At 69.5% G+C, this 18929-nt stretch carries 19 protein-coding genes; 10 read left to right on the forward strand and 9 right to left on the reverse strand.

What is annotated here, in order from left to right; genetic code table 11:
- Positions 1–37: 37 nt before the first annotated feature.
- From GOY17_RS01010 to GOY17_RS01050, 9 genes are all read left to right on the forward strand, one after another.
- Complete coding sequence (locus GOY17_RS01010; RefSeq protein ID WP_115842751.1) at positions 38–553, forward strand: RDD family protein; 516 nt, start codon at positions 38–40, stop codon at positions 551–553.
- Between the two features lie 140 nt (positions 554–693).
- Positions 694–1200: an RDD family protein gene (locus GOY17_RS01015; RefSeq protein WP_198173763.1), complete on the forward strand. Its 507-nt coding sequence runs from the start codon at positions 694–696 to the stop codon at positions 1198–1200.
- Positions 1200–1880 carry an RDD family protein gene (locus tag GOY17_RS01020; RefSeq protein ID WP_157028928.1) on the forward strand — a complete coding sequence of 227 codons (681 nt, stop codon included), beginning with the start codon at positions 1200–1202 and terminating at the stop codon, positions 1878–1880. The genes GOY17_RS01015 and GOY17_RS01020 overlap by 1 nt, the downstream gene beginning before the upstream one ends.
- Before the next feature lie 3 nt (positions 1881–1883).
- Positions 1884–2894: a stage II sporulation protein M gene (locus GOY17_RS01025; RefSeq protein WP_157028929.1), complete on the forward strand. Its 1011-nt coding sequence runs from the start codon at positions 1884–1886 to the stop codon at positions 2892–2894.
- On the forward strand, positions 2891–4627 hold the full coding sequence (locus tag GOY17_RS01030) for a DUF4129 domain-containing protein (RefSeq protein ID WP_157028930.1): 1737 nt from the start codon (positions 2891–2893) through the stop codon (positions 4625–4627). The genes GOY17_RS01025 and GOY17_RS01030 overlap by 4 nt, the downstream gene beginning before the upstream one ends.
- The gene (locus tag GOY17_RS01035) at positions 4624–5760 is read left to right on the forward strand and encodes a DUF4350 domain-containing protein (protein WP_157028931.1); all 1137 of its coding nucleotides are present in this window, start codon (positions 4624–4626) and stop codon (positions 5758–5760) included. The genes GOY17_RS01030 and GOY17_RS01035 overlap by 4 nt, the downstream gene beginning before the upstream one ends.
- Before the next feature lie 24 nt (positions 5761–5784).
- Positions 5785–6780 (forward strand): AAA family ATPase, encoded by a 996-nt coding sequence (locus GOY17_RS01040; RefSeq protein ID WP_157028932.1) that lies wholly within the window; start codon positions 5785–5787, stop codon positions 6778–6780.
- 5 nt (positions 6781–6785) lie between these two features.
- On the forward strand, positions 6786–8117 hold the full coding sequence (locus GOY17_RS01045) for a DUF58 domain-containing protein (RefSeq protein ID WP_157028933.1): 1332 nt from the start codon (positions 6786–6788) through the stop codon (positions 8115–8117).
- Between the two features lie 65 nt (positions 8118–8182).
- Positions 8183–8491 (forward strand): hypothetical protein, encoded by a 309-nt coding sequence (locus GOY17_RS01050; protein ID WP_157028934.1) that lies wholly within the window; start codon positions 8183–8185, stop codon positions 8489–8491.
- A gap of 1 nt (position 8492) precedes the next feature.
- On the opposite strand, the gene aroE is transcribed toward GOY17_RS01050, so the two are convergent.
- On the reverse strand, positions 8493–9335 hold the full coding sequence (gene aroE, locus GOY17_RS01055; protein WP_232338634.1) for a shikimate dehydrogenase: 843 nt from the start codon (positions 9333–9335) through the stop codon (positions 8493–8495).
- 80 nt (positions 9336–9415) lie between these two features.
- Between aroE and GOY17_RS01060 the strand changes: the two genes are divergently transcribed.
- Positions 9416–10345: a TolB family protein gene (locus GOY17_RS01060; RefSeq protein WP_157028936.1), complete on the forward strand. Its 930-nt coding sequence runs from the start codon at positions 9416–9418 to the stop codon at positions 10343–10345.
- Between the two features lie 327 nt (positions 10346–10672).
- Here GOY17_RS01060 and GOY17_RS01065 read toward each other — a convergent pair whose 3' ends face one another.
- From GOY17_RS01065 to GOY17_RS01100, 8 genes are all read right to left on the reverse strand, one after another.
- Positions 10673–11425: an SDR family oxidoreductase gene (locus tag GOY17_RS01065; RefSeq protein ID WP_115842741.1), complete on the reverse strand. Its 753-nt coding sequence runs from the start codon at positions 11423–11425 to the stop codon at positions 10673–10675.
- Positions 11426–11464: 39 nt separating this feature from the next.
- Positions 11465–11920, reverse strand: coding sequence for a GNAT family N-acetyltransferase (locus GOY17_RS01070; RefSeq protein WP_157028937.1), 456 nt, complete (start codon positions 11918–11920; stop codon positions 11465–11467).
- 2 nt (positions 11921–11922) lie between these two features.
- Positions 11923–12915 carry a porphobilinogen synthase gene (gene hemB / locus GOY17_RS01075; RefSeq protein WP_157028938.1) on the reverse strand — a complete coding sequence of 331 codons (993 nt, stop codon included), beginning with the start codon at positions 12913–12915 and terminating at the stop codon, positions 11923–11925.
- A gap of 63 nt (positions 12916–12978) precedes the next feature.
- A complete protein-coding gene (locus GOY17_RS01080; RefSeq protein ID WP_157028939.1) occupies positions 12979–14028 on the reverse strand; it encodes a sulfate/molybdate ABC transporter ATP-binding protein in 1050 nt (349 codons plus the stop codon).
- Positions 14029–14158: 130 nt separating this feature from the next.
- Positions 14159–15016, reverse strand: coding sequence for a sulfate ABC transporter permease subunit CysW (gene cysW, locus GOY17_RS01085; RefSeq protein WP_157028940.1), 858 nt, complete (start codon positions 15014–15016; stop codon positions 14159–14161).
- On the reverse strand, positions 15009–15878 hold the full coding sequence (cysT, locus tag GOY17_RS01090; RefSeq protein WP_157028941.1) for a sulfate ABC transporter permease subunit CysT: 870 nt from the start codon (positions 15876–15878) through the stop codon (positions 15009–15011). The genes cysW and cysT overlap by 8 nt, the downstream gene beginning before the upstream one ends.
- A 274-nt stretch (positions 15879–16152) precedes the next feature.
- Positions 16153–17163 carry a sulfate ABC transporter substrate-binding protein gene (locus GOY17_RS01095; protein WP_157028942.1) on the reverse strand — a complete coding sequence of 337 codons (1011 nt, stop codon included), beginning with the start codon at positions 17161–17163 and terminating at the stop codon, positions 16153–16155.
- A gap of 28 nt (positions 17164–17191) precedes the next feature.
- Positions 17192–18652 (reverse strand): OprO/OprP family phosphate-selective porin, encoded by a 1461-nt coding sequence (locus GOY17_RS01100; RefSeq protein WP_157028943.1) that lies wholly within the window; start codon positions 18650–18652, stop codon positions 17192–17194.
- Positions 18653–18929: the final 277 nt, after the last annotated feature.

Here is an 18929-nt window from a genome sequence, read left to right on the forward strand (position 1 = left end):
ACGCCCGGGATGGCGTCGCGAACGCAATGGGGACCACATGGAAGGTTTCGAGTATCGCAATCCCTACGCGGCGCCCGCCGCGCAGGTCGTCGCCGCACCCGTGGATCATGACGACGGCCTGGAGCCGGCCGATCGTGGCCGCCGCCTGCTGGCCTATCTGATCGACTGCGGCATCTACTTCGCCGCGATGTTGCCGGCGGTGATCGGTGCGCTGCGGTTCAAGCCCGAACGCGGCATCGGCGCGCTCGGCGGTTCGCTGATCCTGTTCTCGCTGGTGTGCATCATCGCGCTGTTCGTCTACTGGTGCGTGCTGATGCACCGCGACGGCCAGAGCATCGGCAAGCGCGTGATGGGCATGCGCATCGTGCGCACCGACGGCAGCCGCGCGAGCCTGCGCCGCATGCTCGTGCTGCGCTACTTCGTGCCCGGGCTGGTCGGCGCGATTCCGTACGTGGGGTGGGCGTTCTCGCTCGCCAATCCGCTGTGGATCTTCGGCGAGGAACGCCGCTGCCTGCACGACCTGTTCTGCGACACGATGGTCGTCAACGCCTGACCGCGGCGTGCGCCGGCGCGCGGAGCGTCTTCCGGCCGCGCCGGCCGAATGCGGATCATCCGAAGCAGCATCCCGTTGAAGCACGCCACTGGCGCGCCCGGATCCCGGGCGTGCCGCAACCGAAGGTAATGGAGCCGAACGTGAGCGAAGTCAGCAACAATCCGTATGCCGCACCGAGCGCAACCCTCGTCGAGACCACCGTCGACAACCCCGCCCGAAAGGCCGAACGCAGCACGCGCCTGCTCGCGGCATTGGCGGATGGCTTCATCGGCGTCCCGCTGTGGCTTCCGCTCTTCTTCGGCGCCGCGATGGCGTCCGCGCCGGACGGCAACCGCATGGCCGGCATCGTGCTGATCGCCATCGGCGTCATCGGCCTGATCGCGCTGGTCGTGGTTCAGCTGGTGATGCTGGCCCGCCACGGCCAGACCATCGGCAAGCGCTGGCAGGGCATCCGCATCGTGCGCAGCAACGGCGAGCGCATCGGCTTCGGCCGCATCCTCGGCCTGCGCATGATCGCGCCGGCGGTGGTGGGCGCGATCCCGTTCCTCGGCGCGATCTTTTCCCTCGCGAACATCCTGTGGATCTTCGGCGAGGAGCGCCGCTGCCTGCACGACTACTTCGCCGACACGATCGTCGTGAACGCCTGATGCTCGACACGTACCGGGAAGTCGTGACGCCGGAGGGCGTGGCCCTCCACCTGCCCGCCGCCGGCCCCGTGCCGCGCGCGCTGGCATGGCTGATCGACTTCCTGGTGCGCGCCGGCGTGATGATGGCGATGGGGACGTTCCTCGGCGCCTTCGGCCGCGGTGGCGCGGGCTTCTATGCCGTGGCGATGTTCCTGGTGTACTGGTTCTACCCGATCGTCTTCGAGGCGATGTGGAACGGGCGCACGCCCGGCAAGCGCTCGATGGGCCTGCGCGTGATCGCCGCCAACGGGGCGCCGGTCGGCTGGCTCGCGGCATTCACCCGCAACCTGCTGCGCGTGGTCGACATGCTGCCGCTGGCCTACGCGGCCGGCCTGGTGTCGAGCCTGGTCGATCCCTGGGGCCGGCGACTGGGCGACATGGTCGCCGGCACGCTGGTCGTGCATGAGGCCCGCCCGCGCGATCCGCAACCGGCCGCCGTCGACACCGCGCTGGCGCCGTCGATCGCATTGCGTCCGTACGAACAGGTCGCGCTGGTCGCCTTCGCCGAACGTGCCCCGCGCCTGAGCGAAGCGCGCCAGGCCGAACTCGCCGACCTCGCCGAACCGCTTACGGGCGCGCGCGGCACCGCCGCGGTGACGCGCCTGTACCGCATGGCGAACTGGCTGCTGGGGCGGCGCTGACGCATGAAGCAGGAACACTTCGTCCAGCGCCACCAGCCCGAATGGATTGCGTTCGAGCACTGGCTCGACGCGCGTGGCGAAAGCGCGCGCAAGGCCCGCGCGGAACGTCGCAACTGGCACGGCCTGTCCGATGCCGACATGCCCTCGCGCTATCGCCGGCTGTGCCAGCAGCTCGCGCTGGCGCGCCGCCGCGGCTACAGCCCGGTGGTGACCGATCGCCTGCAGGCGCTGATGCATCGCGGGCACGGCCTGCTGTACCGCACGCCGGTGCCGCACTGGCGGCGCGCGGCGCAGTTCCTGATCGCCGGCTTCCCGCGCCTGGTGCGCGCCGAGCGCGGCTGCATGCTCGCGTCCTTCGCGCTGTTCTGGATCCCGCTGGTGGTGATCTTCGCCGCGATCCAGTGGCAGCCGGAATTGTCGTCGTCGTTGTTCGATCCCGCGCAGCTGATGCAGTTCGAACGCATGTACGACCCCGCCGATCCCGCGCGCAAACTCGGCCGCGACAGCGGCACCGACGTGGCGATGTTCGGCCACTACGTGTGGAACAACGTGAGCATCGGCTTCCGCACCTTCGCCAGCGGACTGATCGCCGGCATCGGTTCGATCGTCGTGCTGATCGTCAACGGCGTGATGATCGGCGGCGTCGCGGGCCATCTGCAGGCGGTGGGGCATGGCGATCCGTTCTGGCGCTTCGTGGCCGCGCATTCGGCGCCTGAACTGACGGCGATAGTGGTTGCCGGCGGCGCCGGCCTGCGTCTGGGCCTGTCGTTGATCGCGCCCGGCCAGCGGCGTCGCGCCGATGCGCTGGTCGAAGGCGGTCGTCGCGGCGCGCTGCTGTGCGTGGGCGTACTGGCGATGCTGGTGTTCGCCGCGTTCGTCGAGGCGTTCTGGTCGTCGATCGCGTGGATGCCGGCGTGGATCAAGTACACCGTCGGCGGCGTGCTGTGGACGCTGACGGCGGGGTGGCTGCTGCTCGGCGGACGCAACCTGCCGCCGGAGGACGCGGCGCCATGAGGATCGAATCGCTCACCGTCGCGCTGCGCCCGCGCACGGCGTGGGAAGCGGTCGAGCTCGGCACCGCGCTCGTGCGCCGGCACGCGGCGGCGATCTGGAAACCGTGGCTGCTGCTCACGCTGCCCGTGTTCGTGCTGTTCAACGCGCTGGCGTGGACGATCGACGCGCTGTGGCTCGCGGGGCTGCTGATGTGGTGGCTCAAGCCGGTGTTCGACCGCATCCCGCTGTTCGTGCTCTCGCGCGCGGTGTTCGGCGACGTGCCGACGACGCGGCAGACGATCGCGGCGCAGCGGAACTGGGGGCTGTCGTGGCTGCCGGGCTATCTGCTCTGGCGCCGGTTGAGCCCGCTGCGTTCGTTGAATCTTCCCGTCGACTTCCTCGAAGGCGCGCGCGGCAGCGATGCGCGCGAACGCCGCCGCGCGCTCGGCGCGCCGGTGCACGGCGTCGGCGTGCTGGTCACCACGGTGTGCCTGCATTTCGAGCTGGCCGTGTACCTGGGCCTGGCGTCGATGGCGATCGTGTTCGTGCCGGACGAATACCTGCGGGAAGTGTTCGAACGCGCGTGGGCCACGCTGAAGGAAGCGCCGGCCTGGCTCAGCCTGTTGTCGAATGCCCTCGCGTGGATCGCCTCGGGTCTGATCGAACCGTTCTACGTCGGCGCGGGCTTCGGCCTGTACCTCAACCGGCGTACCGAGGTGGAGGCGTGGGACATCGAACTCGCGTTCCGCCGCCTGCGCGATCGCCTGCTGCGTGGCGCGACGCCGCTGCTGCTCCTGTGCGCACTGGGCATCGCATTCGCGCCGGGCATGGTGCGTGCGCAGGACGCGGACGACTCGCAGGACACCGAAAGCGTCGCCGATCAAACGGACGACGCGGAGCAGGACGAAGACGAAGCTCCGCGCGTCACGCTGGAACAGGTGTTCGGTCGCGTGGCAGACGAAAGCGGCCTGCGCGACGGCGTGAATGCGCAGATGACGCCGCAGCCCGCGCCGCCGCCGACCGTGGTGACGCCCGGCGGTGAGGGTTCTGGCGGCGCAGCGGGCGGCTCGGGTGCCGGTCGTCCGCTCGCGGGCGACGGCGGCCTGCGTCGCGCGGTGGGCAAGGCCTACGAGGATCCGACCGTCTCGCCCAAGCGCAAGGTCGTCACCTGGAAGAAGCGCGACGCGAAGAAGCCCGAGCCGAAGAAGATCGACCCACCGCCGCTGGGCTGGCTCGGCGAAACGATCGCGACGGTCGGCGAGTTCGGCCTGTGGATCGTGTTCGCCGCGCTGCTGGTGGTGCTCGCCATCACCGCGCCGAAGTGGCTGGGATGGTTCCGCGGCGGGCTTGCGCGCGCCGGTCGCGAGGAGGGCGAAATCCGCCGCGACCGCGCCGACGAACCGCCCCCGCCGTTGCCCGAAGACATTCCGAGCGCCATTCGCCGGCTCTGGCGCGAAGGCCGGGAGCGCGAGGCGCTCGCGTTGCTCTATCGCGCCAGCGTCGAGACGATGGTCGCGCGCACGCAGGCGGTGCTCGTGCCGGGCGCGACGGAGGCCGAAGTGTTGCGTGCCTCGCGCAAGCTGCCGCGCGGCGAGGATCGCGACGCCTTCGCGCGCGCCGTGCGCACCTGGCAGTACGCGGCGTACGCCCACAGCTTCCCGGCGGGCGACGATTTCGAATCGCTGTTGGCCGATCTCGCCTCGCGCTTCGGCTGGTCGCCGTCCGCGCGTAATGAATCGAGCGTGCCCGCATGACGTTCACGCGCCGGCACGGCCTCATCGCGCTGCTCGTGCTCGCCGTCGCCGGTGCGCTGGCCGGCGGCTATGCGTGGTGGCAGCACAACTTCGTGCGCGCCGAGGAGTGGGTCGACCTGCCGCGCACCGGCGAAGCGCGTCGCAATCCGCTGTACGTGCTCAAGCTCGCGCTGATCGGCGATGGTGTGAAGGCGCAGGCGCGTCCGCGACTGCAACTGGACAGCATCGCGCTCGGCCCGCGCGACACGGTGCTGCTCTACAACGACCCGCGCACGATCTCCGACAAGGAAGAAGCCGCGCTGCTGGACTGGGTCGAACGCGGCGGCCACCTGCTGCTGCGCACGCCGCCGCCGGGGCCGCTGGACGTCGAGCTGCCGCTGCCGGTGATGAGCGCGTTCGGCGTGCATCCGCGTTCTGACCGGCTTTGCGCCGGGCTCGACGTCGCCGGCGAAGACCCGCACGTCGAGTTCTGCCGCGGCCGGCGCCTGGACGTGGACAACCTCGAATCCACCGCATCGCTGCACTGGGGCGAGCCGGAGATCGGCTACGTCTTCGCGCGTATCCCGCACGGGCGCGGGCACGTCGACGTGCTGTCGGATTTCGATTTCCTCGACAACGATTCGCTGAAGGACGGGCCGCATATCGCGCTGACGCGGCAGCTGCTCGATCCGAACTATCGCGCCGGCACCGTGCACCTCATCTACGAAGCGCAGATGCCGTCGTTCTGGATGACGCTGGTGCGCGAACACTGGCGCGTGTGGCTGCCGCTGCTGCTGGCGCTGATGGCGTGGCTGTGGCGGCGTTCGCAGCGCTTCGGGCCGCTGCTGGCCTCGCCGGCGGTGGAGCGGCGCTCGCTGCTGGAGCACGTTACCGCCAGCGGCGAACACGTCTACCGCTACGGCTACGCGCACCTGCTGCACGAAGCCGCGCGCAAGGCCTTCCTCGCGCGGCTGCGTCGTCGCGATCCGCAAGCCGCCGCGCTCGACGGCGATGCGCAGGCCTCGATGCTCGCCGAGCGTTTCGGCCTGTCGCAGAACGACGTCCGCGATGCGCTTTCAACGCCGATCGCGCGCGACCACGCCGCGTTCCGCAGCCGCATCGCGCTGCTCATGCGCATGCGCAATTCCCTTTGACCGAATCGAAACAGAGACCACGCCATGAACGCCGACGCCGCTCCCGCTCCCCTCGTTCCGATCACCGGCGAAGCCCTGGCCGCACGCGCCGCCGCGGTGCGCGAGGAAGTCGGCAAGGCCTTCATCGGGCAGGAGGCGGTGCTCGACCAGATCCTGATCGCGCTGCTTGCCGGCGGCCACGTTCTGATCGAAGGCGTGCCGGGCCTGGGCAAGACGCTGCTGGTGCGCGCGCTGTCGCGGGCGATCGATTGCAGCTTCGCGCGCGTGCAGTTCACGCCGGACCTGATGCCCAGCGACATCAGCGGCCACGCCGTGTGGAACCCGAAGACCGAGACGTTCAACATCCGCCGCGGCCCGGTGTTCACCAACCTGCTGCTGGCCGACGAAATCAACCGCGCGCCGGCGAAGACGCAGTCGGCGCTGCTGGAAGCGATGCAGGAGCTGCAGGTCACCATCGAAGGCCACAGCTTCCAGCTGACGCCGCCGTTCCTCACGCTCGCCACGCAGAACCCGGTCGAGCAGGAAGGCACGTACCCGCTGCCCGAAGCGCAGCTGGACCGCTTCCTGCTGAAGGTGCTGATCGGCTATCCCACGCGCGCCGACGAGAAGCGCATGGTCGCCGCGGTGAGCCAGGGTCGCGCGGCGTCGGACTTCGACCTGTCGCAGGTGGCGCGCGTGCTCGGCCCGCAGGAGATCGTCGCGATGCAGGCCGGAACCGCGCTGGTCGCCGTGGACGATGCGGTGATCGACTACGCGGTGCGCATCGTCGCCGCAACGCGCGACTGGGCCGGCATCTCGCTCGGCGCGGGCCCGCGAGGCAGCCTCGCGCTGGTGCGTGCGGCGCGCGCGCAGGCGGTGCTGTCGGGCCGGGATTTCGTCACGCCCGACGACGTCCGCGAAATCGCCAAGCCCGCGCTGCGCCACCGCATCGCGCTGGCGCCGGAGCTGCAGATCGAAGGCCAGTCGCCGGATGACGTGCTGCACGCGCTGCTGGCCAAGGTCGAGGCGCCGCGGAAGTAATCCCGATGAACGCCGTCGCCAGCCCACGCGCCTTCCCGCGGCCTGCGCCCTTCGTGCTGGCGTTGCTGGTGCTGTGGTCGTTGCTGGGCATCGCGGTGGCGTTCGGGTTTGCCACCACCACCCAGTGGCAGATCGCGGGCCTGGCGTTCGCGGCGCTGCTGCTGCTCGACTTCGCGCTGTTGTGGCGCGCGCCGACGCCGCAGGTCGAACGCCGCCTCGCCGACACCTGGCCCATCGGCATCGAACGGCCGGTGACGCTGTCGCTGGAAACGCCCCAGCGCGGGCAGACGCTCGACGTGTTCGATCTGCACCCGGGCGGCTGGTCGATGCAGGGCCTGCCACGCCGCCTGCGCCTGAAGCGCGGGGAGACCGCATCGGTCGACTACCAGCTGCGCGCGAAGGCGCGCGGCGATTTCCGCTTCGACGGCGTGCAGCTGCGCCTGCATTCGCCGCTGCGGTTGTGGTGGCAGTCGCGCGTGGCGGGCGGGGCGCAGGACGTGCGCGTGTTCCCGAACTTCGCGCCGCTGGCGAAGTTCGCGATGTTCAGCGCGGACCAAGCCTCGCGTCTGGTGGGCGCGCACCTGCGTCGTCGTCGCGGCGAAGGCACCGACTTCCACCAGATGCGCGAATACCGCATCGGCGACAGCTTGCGTCAGATCGACTGGAAGGCAACGGCGCGTGCGCGTCGCCTGATCTCGCGCGAATACCAGGACGAGAAGAACCAGCAGCTGGTGCTGCTGCTCGACACCGGCCGCCGCCTGCTCGCGCGTGACGGCGAACTGGCGCATTTCGACCACGTGCTCGATGCGGCGCTCGTGGTGGCGTATCTCGCGTTGCGGCAGGGCGATGCGGTGGGCCTGCTCGCCAGCGGCGGCGCGAACGCGTGGGTACCGCCGCGACGCGGCGTCGGCGCGATCGACGAACTGCTGCGCGCGACCTACGCGCTGCAGCCGCAGCCGGTGGCGACGGACTTCCTCGCCGCGGCGACGGACCTGTCGGTGCGCCAGCGCCGGCGTTCGCTGGTGATGCTGGTGACGAATCTTCGCGACGAGGACATGGACGACCTGCTCGCCGCGATCACGATGCTGCGTAAACGCCACCTCGTCTGCGTGGCGAGCCTGCGCGAGGGTTCGCTCGACGCCGCATTGTCCGAACCAGTGAACGACCTGCCCGGTGCGATCCGCGCGGGCGCGACGGCGCAGTACCTCGACCAGCGCAACGCGGCGCACGAAGCGCTGCGGAATCACGGGGTGATGGTGCTCGACGTGGCGTGCGACCAGCTAGCGGCGTCGCTGGTGGAGCGGTATCTGGCGGTGAAGCGGGACGGGTTGTTGTAGCAGGTCGATCACGACGCGGCAGGTTTCCGGTCGCACCATAGAGACTCTTGCAAAGGCCGATCGGGATGAGCGATCCGTACAAGACGCCGGCAGTCCGACCGGCGGCATCTGTGAGCAGTCTTGTCGCGTACGGGAAGCGGCTCGCGATCGCCTGGACGTCGTCCTTCGTTGTCGTCGCAGGCTATGCCTTGGCGCTTCAGATGGACTCGGAGATCAGCTCGGACGTCCTGCTGGCGATTGCACTGGTTGCGGCGGTCACGTCGCTGCTCGCCGGCAGCGTAGCGGCTGCCGTGTTCAGGTCGCGGCCCGTCGTGATGGTGGTCGCCACGCAACTGGCGTCTATCGCGGCGATCGGCGCGCTGTGGGCGTTGTAGGTCAGTCCGCGGTCACCAGCTCCGCGCGATGCTCGCGCAGCGTTTCGTACACCTCGTCGGTTTCCGGGCGCACGCCGTGCCAGCGCAGGAAGCTCTCCGCCGCCTGTTCCACCAGCATGCCCAGCCCGTCGATGCCGTCGTGCACGCCGGCGGCGCGCGCCCACGCGAGGAACGGGATCGCCACTTCGCCGTAGCTCAGGTCCACCGCGGCGGTGCGCGGATTCGCCAGCGCCATCGGCAGCGACGGCAGGCCGTCGGCGCGCGCGGCGGAGGTGGCGTTCACGATCAGGTCGAACGTGCCCAGGGTGTCGATGTCGCGCAGGTAGCGCGGATGCACGCGGCCGGGCATCGCCAGCGCATCGGCCAGTGCGTCGGCGCGCTCGGGCGTGCGGTTGACGATGTAGAGATCGCCGATGCCCGCGTCCAGCAGCGCCGGGGCGACGCCGCGCGCGGCACCGCCGGCGCCGATCAGCAGTGTGCGGCGCGAGCGCAGGTCCAGGCCTTGGCGTTCGGTGAGGTCGCGCACCAGGCCGACACCGTCGGTGTTGTCGCCTTCCCAGCCGGTGGCGGTGCGCACCAGCGTGTTCACCGCGCCGGCGCGGCGCGCTCGCTCGCTCAGCGTCGTGCACACGCTGACCGCGCGGTTCTTGTGCGGCAGCGTGACGTTCGCGCCGAGGCCGCCTTCGGCCGCGAACTCGGCGACGATCGCGTCGAACAGCTCCGGCGGCGCGTCCATCGCGACGTAGTCCAGCGCGATCCCGAGCTGGCGGCCGAACGCGGCGTGGATGCGCGGCGACAGCGAGTGCGCAACCGGATGGCCGATCACCGCGAAACGCTTGACCAGGGCGGGATTTGCGACGGAGGCGAAGTCGGACACGGGGGACCCTCGCATAGACTGGAGTTCACACACCAAGGAGACGCACGATGCGACGCAGCCCCGCCTCGTTCAGCAGGTACCGCGTGGGCAGTGTAGTGGCGGCGCTCATCGTGGGCGGCGTTGCGTTGTCCGGCCCGGCGTCGGCCTTCCTTTCCGAATTCGGAATCGAAGGCATGGGCGTGGTGTCGACCAAGGCCAGCGAAATCCGCGGCAGCGTCAGCCCGGATGGCCAGCATATCGTCTGGGGCAGCACCGATCGTGAAGGCGGCGCCGGCGGCTGGGACCTGTGGCAGGCGCGCCTGAAGGACGGCCGCTGGCAGGACGCGCGCCCGCTCGACGTGAATTCGTCCGCCAACGATTTCGATCCGCTGTTCAGCGCCGACGGTCGCTGGTTGTACTTCTTCTCCAACCGGCCCGGTGGCATCGGCGGCGACGACCTGTACCGCGCCGCGGTGAAGCCCGACGGCAGCCTCGGCACGGCCGAGAACCTTGGCCGCGGCGTCAACACGCGCGGCGACGAATGGGCGCCCACGCCCAGCCGCGACGGCAGGCACCTGCTGTTCGCCAGCGACGGTCATGGCGGCGCCGGTCGGCACGACCTGTTCGTCGCGCGCTGGGATGGCACGGCGTTCGTCGAGCCCAAGCCCGTGCCGGGCATCAACACGAAGGCGGACGAATTCGATGCCGCGTGGCTCGGCGACGGCCGCACGCTGGTGTACGCGCGTTCGCAGGATCCGGCGAGCACGCCGGTACGATTGTTCGTCGCGCATTGCGATGGCGCGCGCTACGACGACGCGGGACCGCTGACGCTGTCCTTCAACACGGACGATGCGACCACGCTTGGCCCGACGATCGACTGGAACAAGCCGGGCGAACTGCTCGTCAGCGGCGCGGCGAAGTCGCCGCGCGCGGGGAAGCTGGACATCTACCGGATGAAGGCGCCGGCGGTGGCGAGGAAGGACGGGTGCGTGCAGTGAGTTCCAGCCCCTCTCCCCGAGCGGGATCGGGGAGGGTCGGGTAGAGCTTCGCCGGGATGACGACGTGCCTTGAGCCCCTCTCCCACCGGGAGAGGGGTTGGGGTGAGGGGCAACGAAGGGGAAGCATCGAGTCGCGGCTATCGAACAGCGCTGCGGTGTTGCGCGTGACGGCGAAAGTCAGAATGCATTTCAGCTTTCGCTGGAATGACGGTGCGGATGTTCGCCGGGCGGCGCAGTGCCCGAGCGTTACGGGCCTGGATCCCGGCTTTCGCCGGGATGACGGTTCATCCAGGCGCACACGAATGATGCGGCCCACGCCCGTCGCCGCTACAACCCGCCCGCCACATCCACCAGGCTGCCCGTCATGTACGACGCCTCGTCCGACAGCAGCCACACGATCGCCCGCGCGATCTCGTCGGCTTCGCCGCCGCGCTGCATCGGGATGCGGGACTTCACGCGATCCACGCGGCCCGGCTCGCCGCCGCTGGCGTGGATCTCGGTGTAGATCGAGCCCGGGCGCACGCAGTTCACGCGGATGCCTTCGGCGGCGACTTCCTTCGCCAGGCCGACGGTGAGCGTGTCGATGGCCGCCTTCGATGCCGCGTAGTCAATGTACTCGTTCGGCGAACCCAGCCGCGCGGCGACCGAGGACACGTTGACGATCGCGCCGCCGTGGCCGCCATGCCGCGTCGACATGCGACGCACGGCTTCGCGCGCGCACAGGAAACTGCCGACGACGTTCGCGTTGAACACGCGCGTGAGGCGCTCGGCGTCCATCTCCTCCACGCGCATCTGGCGTTCGAGGATGCCCGCGTTGTTCACCAGTGCAGTGACTTCGCCGAAGCGGCGATCCACCGCGTCGAACAACCGCATCACGTCGGCCTCGCGCCCGACATCGGCGCCGACCGCCATCGCCTCGCCGCCGTCGCGTTCGATGGCGGACACGACATCATCGGCCTCCTTCTGGCGATGGCGATACGCGATGCACACGCGATAGCCCGCCTGCGCGGCGAGTTTGGCCGTCGCCGCGCCGATGCCGCGGCTGCCTCCGGTGACGATGGCGATCCGGTTGCGTTCCATGCGTCTCCCGTCTGGATGGAAGGAAGTGGGCGGCGTCGCTCAGCGGTCCACGCGCCTGCGATACACGTGCTGCGTCTTGATGCGCTCGAATCCCGCGCCTTCGTAGAACGGATGCGACTCGTCGCGTGCGATGTTCGAACGCACGATCACCTCGCCGACGCCGATGTCGCGCGCCCAGTCGAGCGCGGCATCCACCAGCTGCTGGCCGATCCCGCGACGCCGGGCCGCATCGTCGACGACGAGGCCGACGATCTCGACGCGATCGCCCGTTTCCAGCATCAGCCGGTGTTCGATCGCGATGAAGCCGAGCAATGTTGCGTCGTCGTCGGTCGCGACGAGCACCGGATGATCGGCCGAAATCAGCAGCCGGCGCAGGCGGCGTTCGAATGCATCGGTCGCCTGCGGATAGCCCAGTTGCGCCGACAGGCGCGCCAGCTCGGCGGCATCACCGATGCGCGCGCGTCGCAGCGTCGCGGTCGTCGGGGCGTCGCCCATGCTCAGCCTTCGCGCAGCCAGCGCGCCGCATCGAGCGCGTAGTACGTCAGCACGCCGTCGGCGCCGGCGCGCTTGAACGCGAGCAACGCTTCCATCGCGGTGGCGCGCTCGTCGAGCCAGCCGTTCTGCGCGGCGGCCTTCAGCATCGCGTACTCGCCGCTCACCTGGTACACGTACGTCGGCACGCGGAACTCGTCCTTTACGCGGCGCACGATGTCCAGGTACGGCATGCCCGGCTTCACCATCACCATGTCGGCGCCTTCTTCCAGGTCGAGCGCGACTTCGTGCAGCGCTTCGTCCGAATTGGCCGGGTCCATCTGGTAGGTGTACTTGTTGCCCTTGCCCAGCGCCGCGGCCGAACCCACCGCCGCGCGGAACGGGCCGTAGAAGGCGCTGGCGTACTTCGCGCTGTAGGCGAGGATGCGCGTGTTGACGAGCCCCGCATCTTCGAGCGCGCCGCGGATCGCGGCGATGCGGCCGTCCATCATGTCGCTGGGGGCGACGACGTCGGCGCCGGCCTGCGCGTGCGAGATGGACTGGCGCACCAGCGCCTCCACCGTGACGTCGTTGAGGATGTAGCCGCTCTCGTCGATCAGCCCGTCCTGTCCGTGCGTGGTGTACGGATCGAGCGCGACGTCGGTGATCACGCCCAGCTGCGGGAACCGTTCCTTTAGCGCACGCACCGCGCGCTGCACGATGCCGTCCTCGGACCAGGCGATCGCGCCGTCGTGCGTCTTGCGTTCGGTGTCGGGCACGCCGAACAGCGTGATCGCCGGAATGCGCAGCTCGCTGCAGGTGTCCGCGACGCGCAGCAGTTCGTCGATCGACAGGCGCTCAACGCCGGGCATCGAGGCGACCGGATCGCGGCCGTCACGCTCATGCACGAAGACCGGGTAGATGAGGTCGTTGGTGGTGAGGACCGACTCGCGCATCAGGCGGCGCGAGAACTCATCGCGGCGCATCCGCCGCGGACGTGCATGGGGATAGGTGCTCATGGCGCGACATTGTACGCCGCGGCAGGGCTTGCCTTTTCGCCTGGGACGATGTGTCCGGGAGCGTCAGCCCGCGCTCGAATACACCCGATACCGCAAAGGCACCAGCCGCAGCTCGCTGCCGGGCGCGGGCGTGGTCAGGCCCGGCGTCGCGGCGAAATCCAGTTCGACCGGGCGCGACTGGCCTTCTACATGCAATTCCAGCGTGATGCGGTCGGCGAGCCGGTGCGCCGCGACCACGCGCGCGGCGATGCCCTCGTCGTCCTCACCGGGTGCGACATCGTGCGCACGCGCGTACAGTCGCGCCGCGCCTTCGGGCACGCCGTCGGCGCTGAACGTGCGCGCGTGGCCGGGCAGATGGAAACGGCCGCCGCGCACTTCGCCTTCCAGCACGTTCGCGCGGCCGATGAAATCGAACACGTAGGCCGATGCCGGATCGCTGTAGATCTCGTCCGGCGTGCCGACCTGCTCGATGCGGCCTTCGCGCAGCACGACGATGCGATCGGCCAGTTCCAGTGCCTCTTCCTGGTCGTGCGTGACGAACAGCGTCGTCTGGCCCGTGCGTTCGTGCAGTTGTCGCAACCAGCGGCGCAGTTCGACGCGCACCTTCGCGTCGAGCGCGCCGAACGGCTCGTCGAGCAGCAGCACCGTCGGATCGATCGCCAGCGCACGTGCGAGCGCGACGCGCTGTTTCTGTCCGCCGGAAAGCTGTTCGGGATAACGATCGCCGAAGCCCGGCAGCTGGATCAGGCCGAGCAGTTCCTCGACGCGGCGCTTGATCGTCGCCTTGTCCGGGCGCCGGCTGCGCGGACGGCTGCGCAGGCCGAAGGCGATGTTCTCGGCCACCGTCATGTGCTTGAACAGCGCGTAATGCTGGAAGACGAAACCCACGTTGCGTTCGCGCAGGCTGAGGCGCGTCGCGTCGTCGCGTCCGAACAGCACCTGGCCGGCATCGGGATGCAGCAGGCCGGCGATCACGCGCAGCAGCGTGGTCTTGCCCGAACCCGACGGCCCGAGCAGCGCCACCAGTTCGCCCGCTTCGACGTGCAGGTCCACGCCGTCGAGCGCGGCTACGCCGGTGTAGCGCTTGCTGAGCTGGCGCAGGTGCAGGTCCATGCCGCTCCGGGATGGCCGAGGTGCGGGAGTGCCGGCGCCGAGCGTGACAGGTCCGGCCGGCGCGGTCGAATGCGCGGCCGTCACGGGCCGGGCGGACGCCGCGTTCGGCGTGCCGAAGAACTCGGACGGCTCAGTGTCGACGATGGGATTTCGCAAGGGCGTCGCCATGGCGGGACTCCAGCCAGAACTTCAGGATCAGGGTGATCAGGGCGAGGCCGGCCAGCAGCGAGGCGGCCGCGAAGGCGCCGGTGCTGTCGAACTCGTTGTAGAGGATTTCGATGTGCAGCGGCAGCGTGTTGGTGAGCCCGCGGATGTGGCCGGACACCACCGACACCGCGCCGAACTCGCCCATCGCCCGCGCCGAGCACAACAGCACGCCGTACAGCAGGCCCCATTTGATGTTGGGCAGCGTCACGCGACGGAACATCGTCCAGCCGCTGGCGCCGAGCGAACGCGCCGCGAGTTCCTCGTCGGCGCCCTGCTGCTGCATCAGCGGAATCAGTTCGCGCACGACGAACGGAAACGTGATGAACAACGTCGCCAGCACGATGCCCGGCCGCGCGAAGAGGATCTTGATGTCGTGCTCGCGCAGCAATTCCGCGAACCAGCCGTACGAGCCGAACAGCAGGACCAGGCACAGGCCGGCGACGACGGGCGACACGGCGAAGGGAAGGTCGATCAGCGACAGCAGCAACTGCTTGCCGCGGAACTCGAAGCGCGTCACCGCCCAGGCCATGAACGTGCCGAAGATCGCGTTGACCGGCAGCACGATCGCCACCGTGAACAACGTGAGCTTCAACGCGGACACCGCGTCGGGTTGCGTGAGCGAATCGAGCCAGGTGCCGAATCCCTTCGCGAACGCCGCGCCGAGCACCATCAGCAGCGGCAGCACGACCAGCGACAGCATGACCAGCACCGCGAGCGCGATCAGCGCAACGCGCAGCCACGCCGGTTCCTGCAGGTCATCGCGGTGACGGATGTCAGACATCGCGCCTGGCTCCCTTGCGCTCGTGCGCGAACAGCAGCGGGATCGCGTTGATCGCCAGCAGGCACACGAAGGAGGCGGCCAGCAGCAACGCGGCGATCGCGACGGCGCCGCCGTAGTCGTATTCCTCCAGGCGGATCGTGATGAGCAGCGGTGCGATCTCGGTCTTGTACGGCAGGTTGCCGGCGATGAAGATCACCGAGCCGTACTCGCCCAGCGCACGCGCGAACGCGAGCGAGAAACCCGTGAGCAATGCGGGCAACAGTTCCGGCAACACGACGCGGCGCAGCGTCGTCAGGCGCGACGCGCCCAGCGAAGCGGCGGCTTCCTCCTGCTCGCGGCCCAGTGCTTCCAGTACCGGCTGTACCGTGCGCACGGCGAAGGGCAGGCCGATGAAGATCAGCGCGATGGTGATGCCGATGGGCGTGTAGGCGATCTTGATGCCGAGCGGCTCGGTGTAGCGGCCGACCCAGCCATTGGCCGAGTAGATCGCCGTGAGCGCGATGCCGGCGACCGCCGTCGGCAACGCGAACGGCAGGTCGACCAGCGCATCGAGCAGGCGCCGACCCGGAAACCGGTAGCGCACGACGACCCACGCGACCAGCGCGCCGGCGACGGAGGCGATCAACGCCGCGACGAACGATGCGGTGAAGCTCAGCTTCAACGACGCCTGCACGCGCGGATCCTGGATCGCGCGCAGCCAGCCTTCCGCGCCCAGTCCCGCCGCACGGAGCGCGAGCGCCGCGAGCGGCAGCAGCACCACCACGCTCAGCCACGCCAGGCCGAGACCAAGGCTCAGGCCGAAGCCCGGCAGCGGTCGTCGGCCGCGGCGGGTAATCAGGGCGGGAGGGGCGAGGGTGGACATGGGATTTGCGGGGGGCGGGGGTTCGCTTGCGTGTTGGTTTCAATCGACGACGGTTGGCAATACCGGCGCTTTGCCGTCATTCCCGCGAAGGCGGGATCCATGCATCCGATGCATCACCACTCCCGAATGACGTGCCAGTTCGGACAGATGGATCCCCGCCTTCGCGGGGATGACGGCGGGAAAGCGGGGATGACGGCAGAAAGCGCGGTTGACGGCGGAAACGCGGGGAACGGGAGGCGCGCGGGCGGCCCATGCCGGCCCGCGCGCGTTCAAATCACCGCGGCCGATAGATCTTGTCGAAGAACCCGCCGTCGGCGAAATGCTCCGCCTGCGCCTTCTTCCAGCCGCCGAACGCGCTGTCGATCGTCACCTGCTTCACGTTCGGGAAGCGCGACAGTTCCGCCGCCGGCACCTTGTCGGGCTCGGCCGGGCGATAGCCGTGCTTGGCCGCCAGGCGCTGGCCTTCGGGCGTGTAGAGGTAGCGCAGGTATGCCTCGGCGACCTTGCGCGTGCCATGGCGGTCGACGTTCTTGTCGACCCACGCCACCGGCGGCTCGGCCTTGATGCTCAGGCTCGGCACGACGATCTCGAACTTGTCGCGCGTGTCTGCATCGCCGAGCGTCAGCAGCGCCTCGTTTTCCCACGCTAGCAGCACGTCGCCGATGCCGCGCTCGACGAATGTCGTCGTCGCGCCGCGCGCGCCGGTGTCGAGCACCGGCACGTTCTTGAACAGGCGCGTGAGGTAATCGACAACCTTGTCGCCGTCGCGGTATTCCTGCGATGCCCACGCCCACGCGGCCAGGTAGTTCCAGCGCGCACCGCCGGAGGTCTTCGGGTTCGGCGTGATCACGCCGACGCCCGGCTTCACCAGGTCGGCCCAGTCGCGGATCTGCTTGGGATTTCCCTTGCGAACGAGGAACACGATCGTCGAGGTGTACGGCGCGCTGTTGTGCGGCAGGCGCGCCTGCCAGTTCGCCGGCAGCAGCTTGCCGTTGGTGGCGATGGCATCGATGTCCGCGGCGAGCGCGAGGGTCACCACATCGGCTTCCAGGCCGTCGATCACCGCGCGCGCCTGCTTGCCGGAGCCGCCGTGCGAGGCGCGGATGTTGAGCGTTTCGCCGGTCTGCTGTTTCCATTGCGCCGCGAATTTCTGGTTGACCTCGGCGTAGAACTCGCGCGTCGGGTCGTACGACACGTTCAGCAGCTGCACGTCCTTCGCGTGCGCCAGGCCCGTGGCGAGCACCATGGCCAGACCGAGCGCCGCGTTGCGGATCAGGGTTTTCATGAGTGGGGTTCCTGAAGGGCGGTGAGGGTCAGAACGAGAACTGCGCGCGGGTGAAGAACGCCTTCTCGTCCTCGCGATCGGCGCCGGCGGCGGCACCGCCGTCGAAATCGGTCTGCGTGTAGTTGGCGACGAGCTTGAAGTTGCCGGTGAGATACCAGTTCACGCCCAGCGCCCAGCTCTTCGCGCGCTGCGCCACGGCATTGGGATCGGCGAACACGGGGAAGGCGTCCTCGTCGATCTCCAGCTCACCGTACCTCGCCACCAGTTCCCATGCGCCCCAGCCTGCACCGCCGACCGTAAAGGGATGGTTAGGCCGCGCGACGCCGCGATATCCCGCGTCCTCGCCGGTGAGCACGTAGCCGGCGAGCAGCTGCCACGCGGTGTTCTCGATCTTCGCGTTCGCGCCCGTGGTGGGCAGCCGCACTTCCTGTTCGGAGCTGATGTATTCGCCGAGCAGGCCGAACGCGTTGCGGTAGTAGTACGCCTGCGGCGACCAGCGCGTCTGTTCGCCGTCGGCGATCACCGCACTGCGATAGTTGAAGAACTGCACCTGTCCGGGCGTGCGATAGCGCGGCAGGAAATTGTTGCCGGTGCCTTCCTTGTCGCCCTGGCTGCCGGCGATGCCGAAGCCCAGGCCCGACAGCGCGCTGGCGTCGTTCTTCCACGGCTCGACGAACACGCGCGCGGCCACTTCGAAATTGTTGTCGGGGTTGGTCGTGGTCGCATCGCGGCCATCGACCGTGCCGTTGTACACGCCGACGACGTAGTTGACGGTGCTCTTCGCGACTTCGCCCTGCAGCTGCACGCCGATGTCGCGGCCCGGCGCGAGTTCGCTCGGGAAACCGAGCTCGATCGCTTCGGTCGCGTTGCTGGCCTGCAGGCGTTCGAGCCCGACGGGCGCCTTCGTCTTGCCGATGCGCAGCGTCGCCGCGGGACTGAAGCGCAGGTCGGCCCATGCATCGAGCAGCGTGACGCTGTCGCCGGCCAGCTCCGGCGTGATGCGGAACGCCAGCAGCGGGCCCCAGCTGCCTTCCAGCGTTAGCTGCGCGCGGCGCCACAGGAAGGTGTCGTTCTGCGGGATGGCGTCGTCGTCGATGTAGAAGCGACCGTCGGCCTGCGCGAGGCCGCGGAACTTCAGTTCGACGTCGCCCGGCGGCGGCGACTTGATCGACAGGCCCTTGTTCGCGGTCAGGCTCACGACCGGCGTGCTCGCGACGCGGGCCTCGGCCTCCTCGGCCTGGAGGTCCAGCTTGCGTTCGATCACGCGCAGGCGCTGGTCGAGATCGGCCAGGCCGTTCGCGTCGACGGTTTCGCCCGCCGCGGGCGCCGTGCCCAGGCGCTGCTCGATTGCCTGCAGGCGTCGCGCGAGTTCCTCGACGGTGAGCGGCGCCTTGGACTGCGCGTGGACGGGCGAGGCGAGCAGGGCACACGCCAGCGCGCTGCCGGCAAGCGCGGGGACGGACGATCTTCGCGTTCGATAGCTGGGCATGGCGGGTTTCCGTGAAGGGGAGGGTGGGCCTCCGAAGGTTATCCGGCGACACGGCGCGACTGTCGCCGGCCATCCCGCGCCGCACAAAGGCGGGTGCGTCATGCGGTCATGCCGAAGCGGTATGAGCGGGGAGCGGGCGCTAAAGGCGCGTGAAGCACGTGACGCGTCAGTCCGGTGCGCGCGTCGTTTCCTGCTCCCTCCCCTGCATGCAGGGGAGGGTTGGGGAGGGGTGTGAGCTCCGAAGCAGCGAGCGGGACATCAGGTTCCCGGCGCTAGA

It is taken from the genome of Lysobacter soli (assembly GCF_009755585.1).
Lineage (GTDB): Bacteria > Pseudomonadota > Gammaproteobacteria > Xanthomonadales > Xanthomonadaceae > Lysobacter_J > Lysobacter_J soli.

Bases quoted from the DNA above. Each gene is read 5' to 3' on its own strand.
- GOY17_RS01040 (WP_157028932.1), top strand. From the start codon at position 5,785: ATGAACGCCGACGCCGCTCCCGCTCCCCTCGTTCCGATCACCGGCGAA.
- GOY17_RS01010 (WP_115842751.1), top strand. From the start codon at position 38: ATGGAAGGTTTCGAGTATCGCAATCCCTACGCGGCGCCCGCCGCGCAG.
- GOY17_RS01080 (WP_157028939.1), bottom strand. From the start codon at position 14,028: ATGGACCTGCACCTGCGCCAGCTCAGCAAGCGCTACACCGGCGTAGCC.
- GOY17_RS01100 (WP_157028943.1), bottom strand. From the start codon at position 18,652: ATGCCCAGCTATCGAACGCGAAGATCGTCCGTCCCCGCGCTTGCCGGC.
- cysW (WP_157028940.1), bottom strand. From the start codon at position 15,016: ATGTCTGACATCCGTCACCGCGATGACCTGCAGGAACCGGCGTGGCTG.
- GOY17_RS01035 (WP_157028931.1), top strand. From the start codon at position 4,624: ATGACGTTCACGCGCCGGCACGGCCTCATCGCGCTGCTCGTGCTCGCC.
- hemB (WP_157028938.1), bottom strand. From the start codon at position 12,915: ATGAGCACCTATCCCCATGCACGTCCGCGGCGGATGCGCCGCGATGAG.
- GOY17_RS01030 (WP_157028930.1), top strand. From the start codon at position 2,891: ATGAGGATCGAATCGCTCACCGTCGCGCTGCGCCCGCGCACGGCGTGG.
- GOY17_RS01025 (WP_157028929.1), top strand. From the start codon at position 1,884: ATGAAGCAGGAACACTTCGTCCAGCGCCACCAGCCCGAATGGATTGCG.
- GOY17_RS01060 (WP_157028936.1), top strand. From the start codon at position 9,416: ATGCGACGCAGCCCCGCCTCGTTCAGCAGGTACCGCGTGGGCAGTGTA.
- GOY17_RS01065 (WP_115842741.1), bottom strand. From the start codon at position 11,425: ATGGAACGCAACCGGATCGCCATCGTCACCGGAGGCAGCCGCGGCATC.
- cysT (WP_157028941.1), bottom strand. From the start codon at position 15,878: ATGTCCACCCTCGCCCCTCCCGCCCTGATTACCCGCCGCGGCCGACGA.
- GOY17_RS01050 (WP_157028934.1), top strand. From the start codon at position 8,183: ATGAGCGATCCGTACAAGACGCCGGCAGTCCGACCGGCGGCATCTGTG.
- GOY17_RS01095 (WP_157028942.1), bottom strand. From the start codon at position 17,163: ATGAAAACCCTGATCCGCAACGCGGCGCTCGGTCTGGCCATGGTGCTC.
- GOY17_RS01045 (WP_157028933.1), top strand. From the start codon at position 6,786: ATGAACGCCGTCGCCAGCCCACGCGCCTTCCCGCGGCCTGCGCCCTTC.
- GOY17_RS01020 (WP_157028928.1), top strand. From the start codon at position 1,200: ATGCTCGACACGTACCGGGAAGTCGTGACGCCGGAGGGCGTGGCCCTC.
- GOY17_RS01070 (WP_157028937.1), bottom strand. From the start codon at position 11,920: ATGGGCGACGCCCCGACGACCGCGACGCTGCGACGCGCGCGCATCGGT.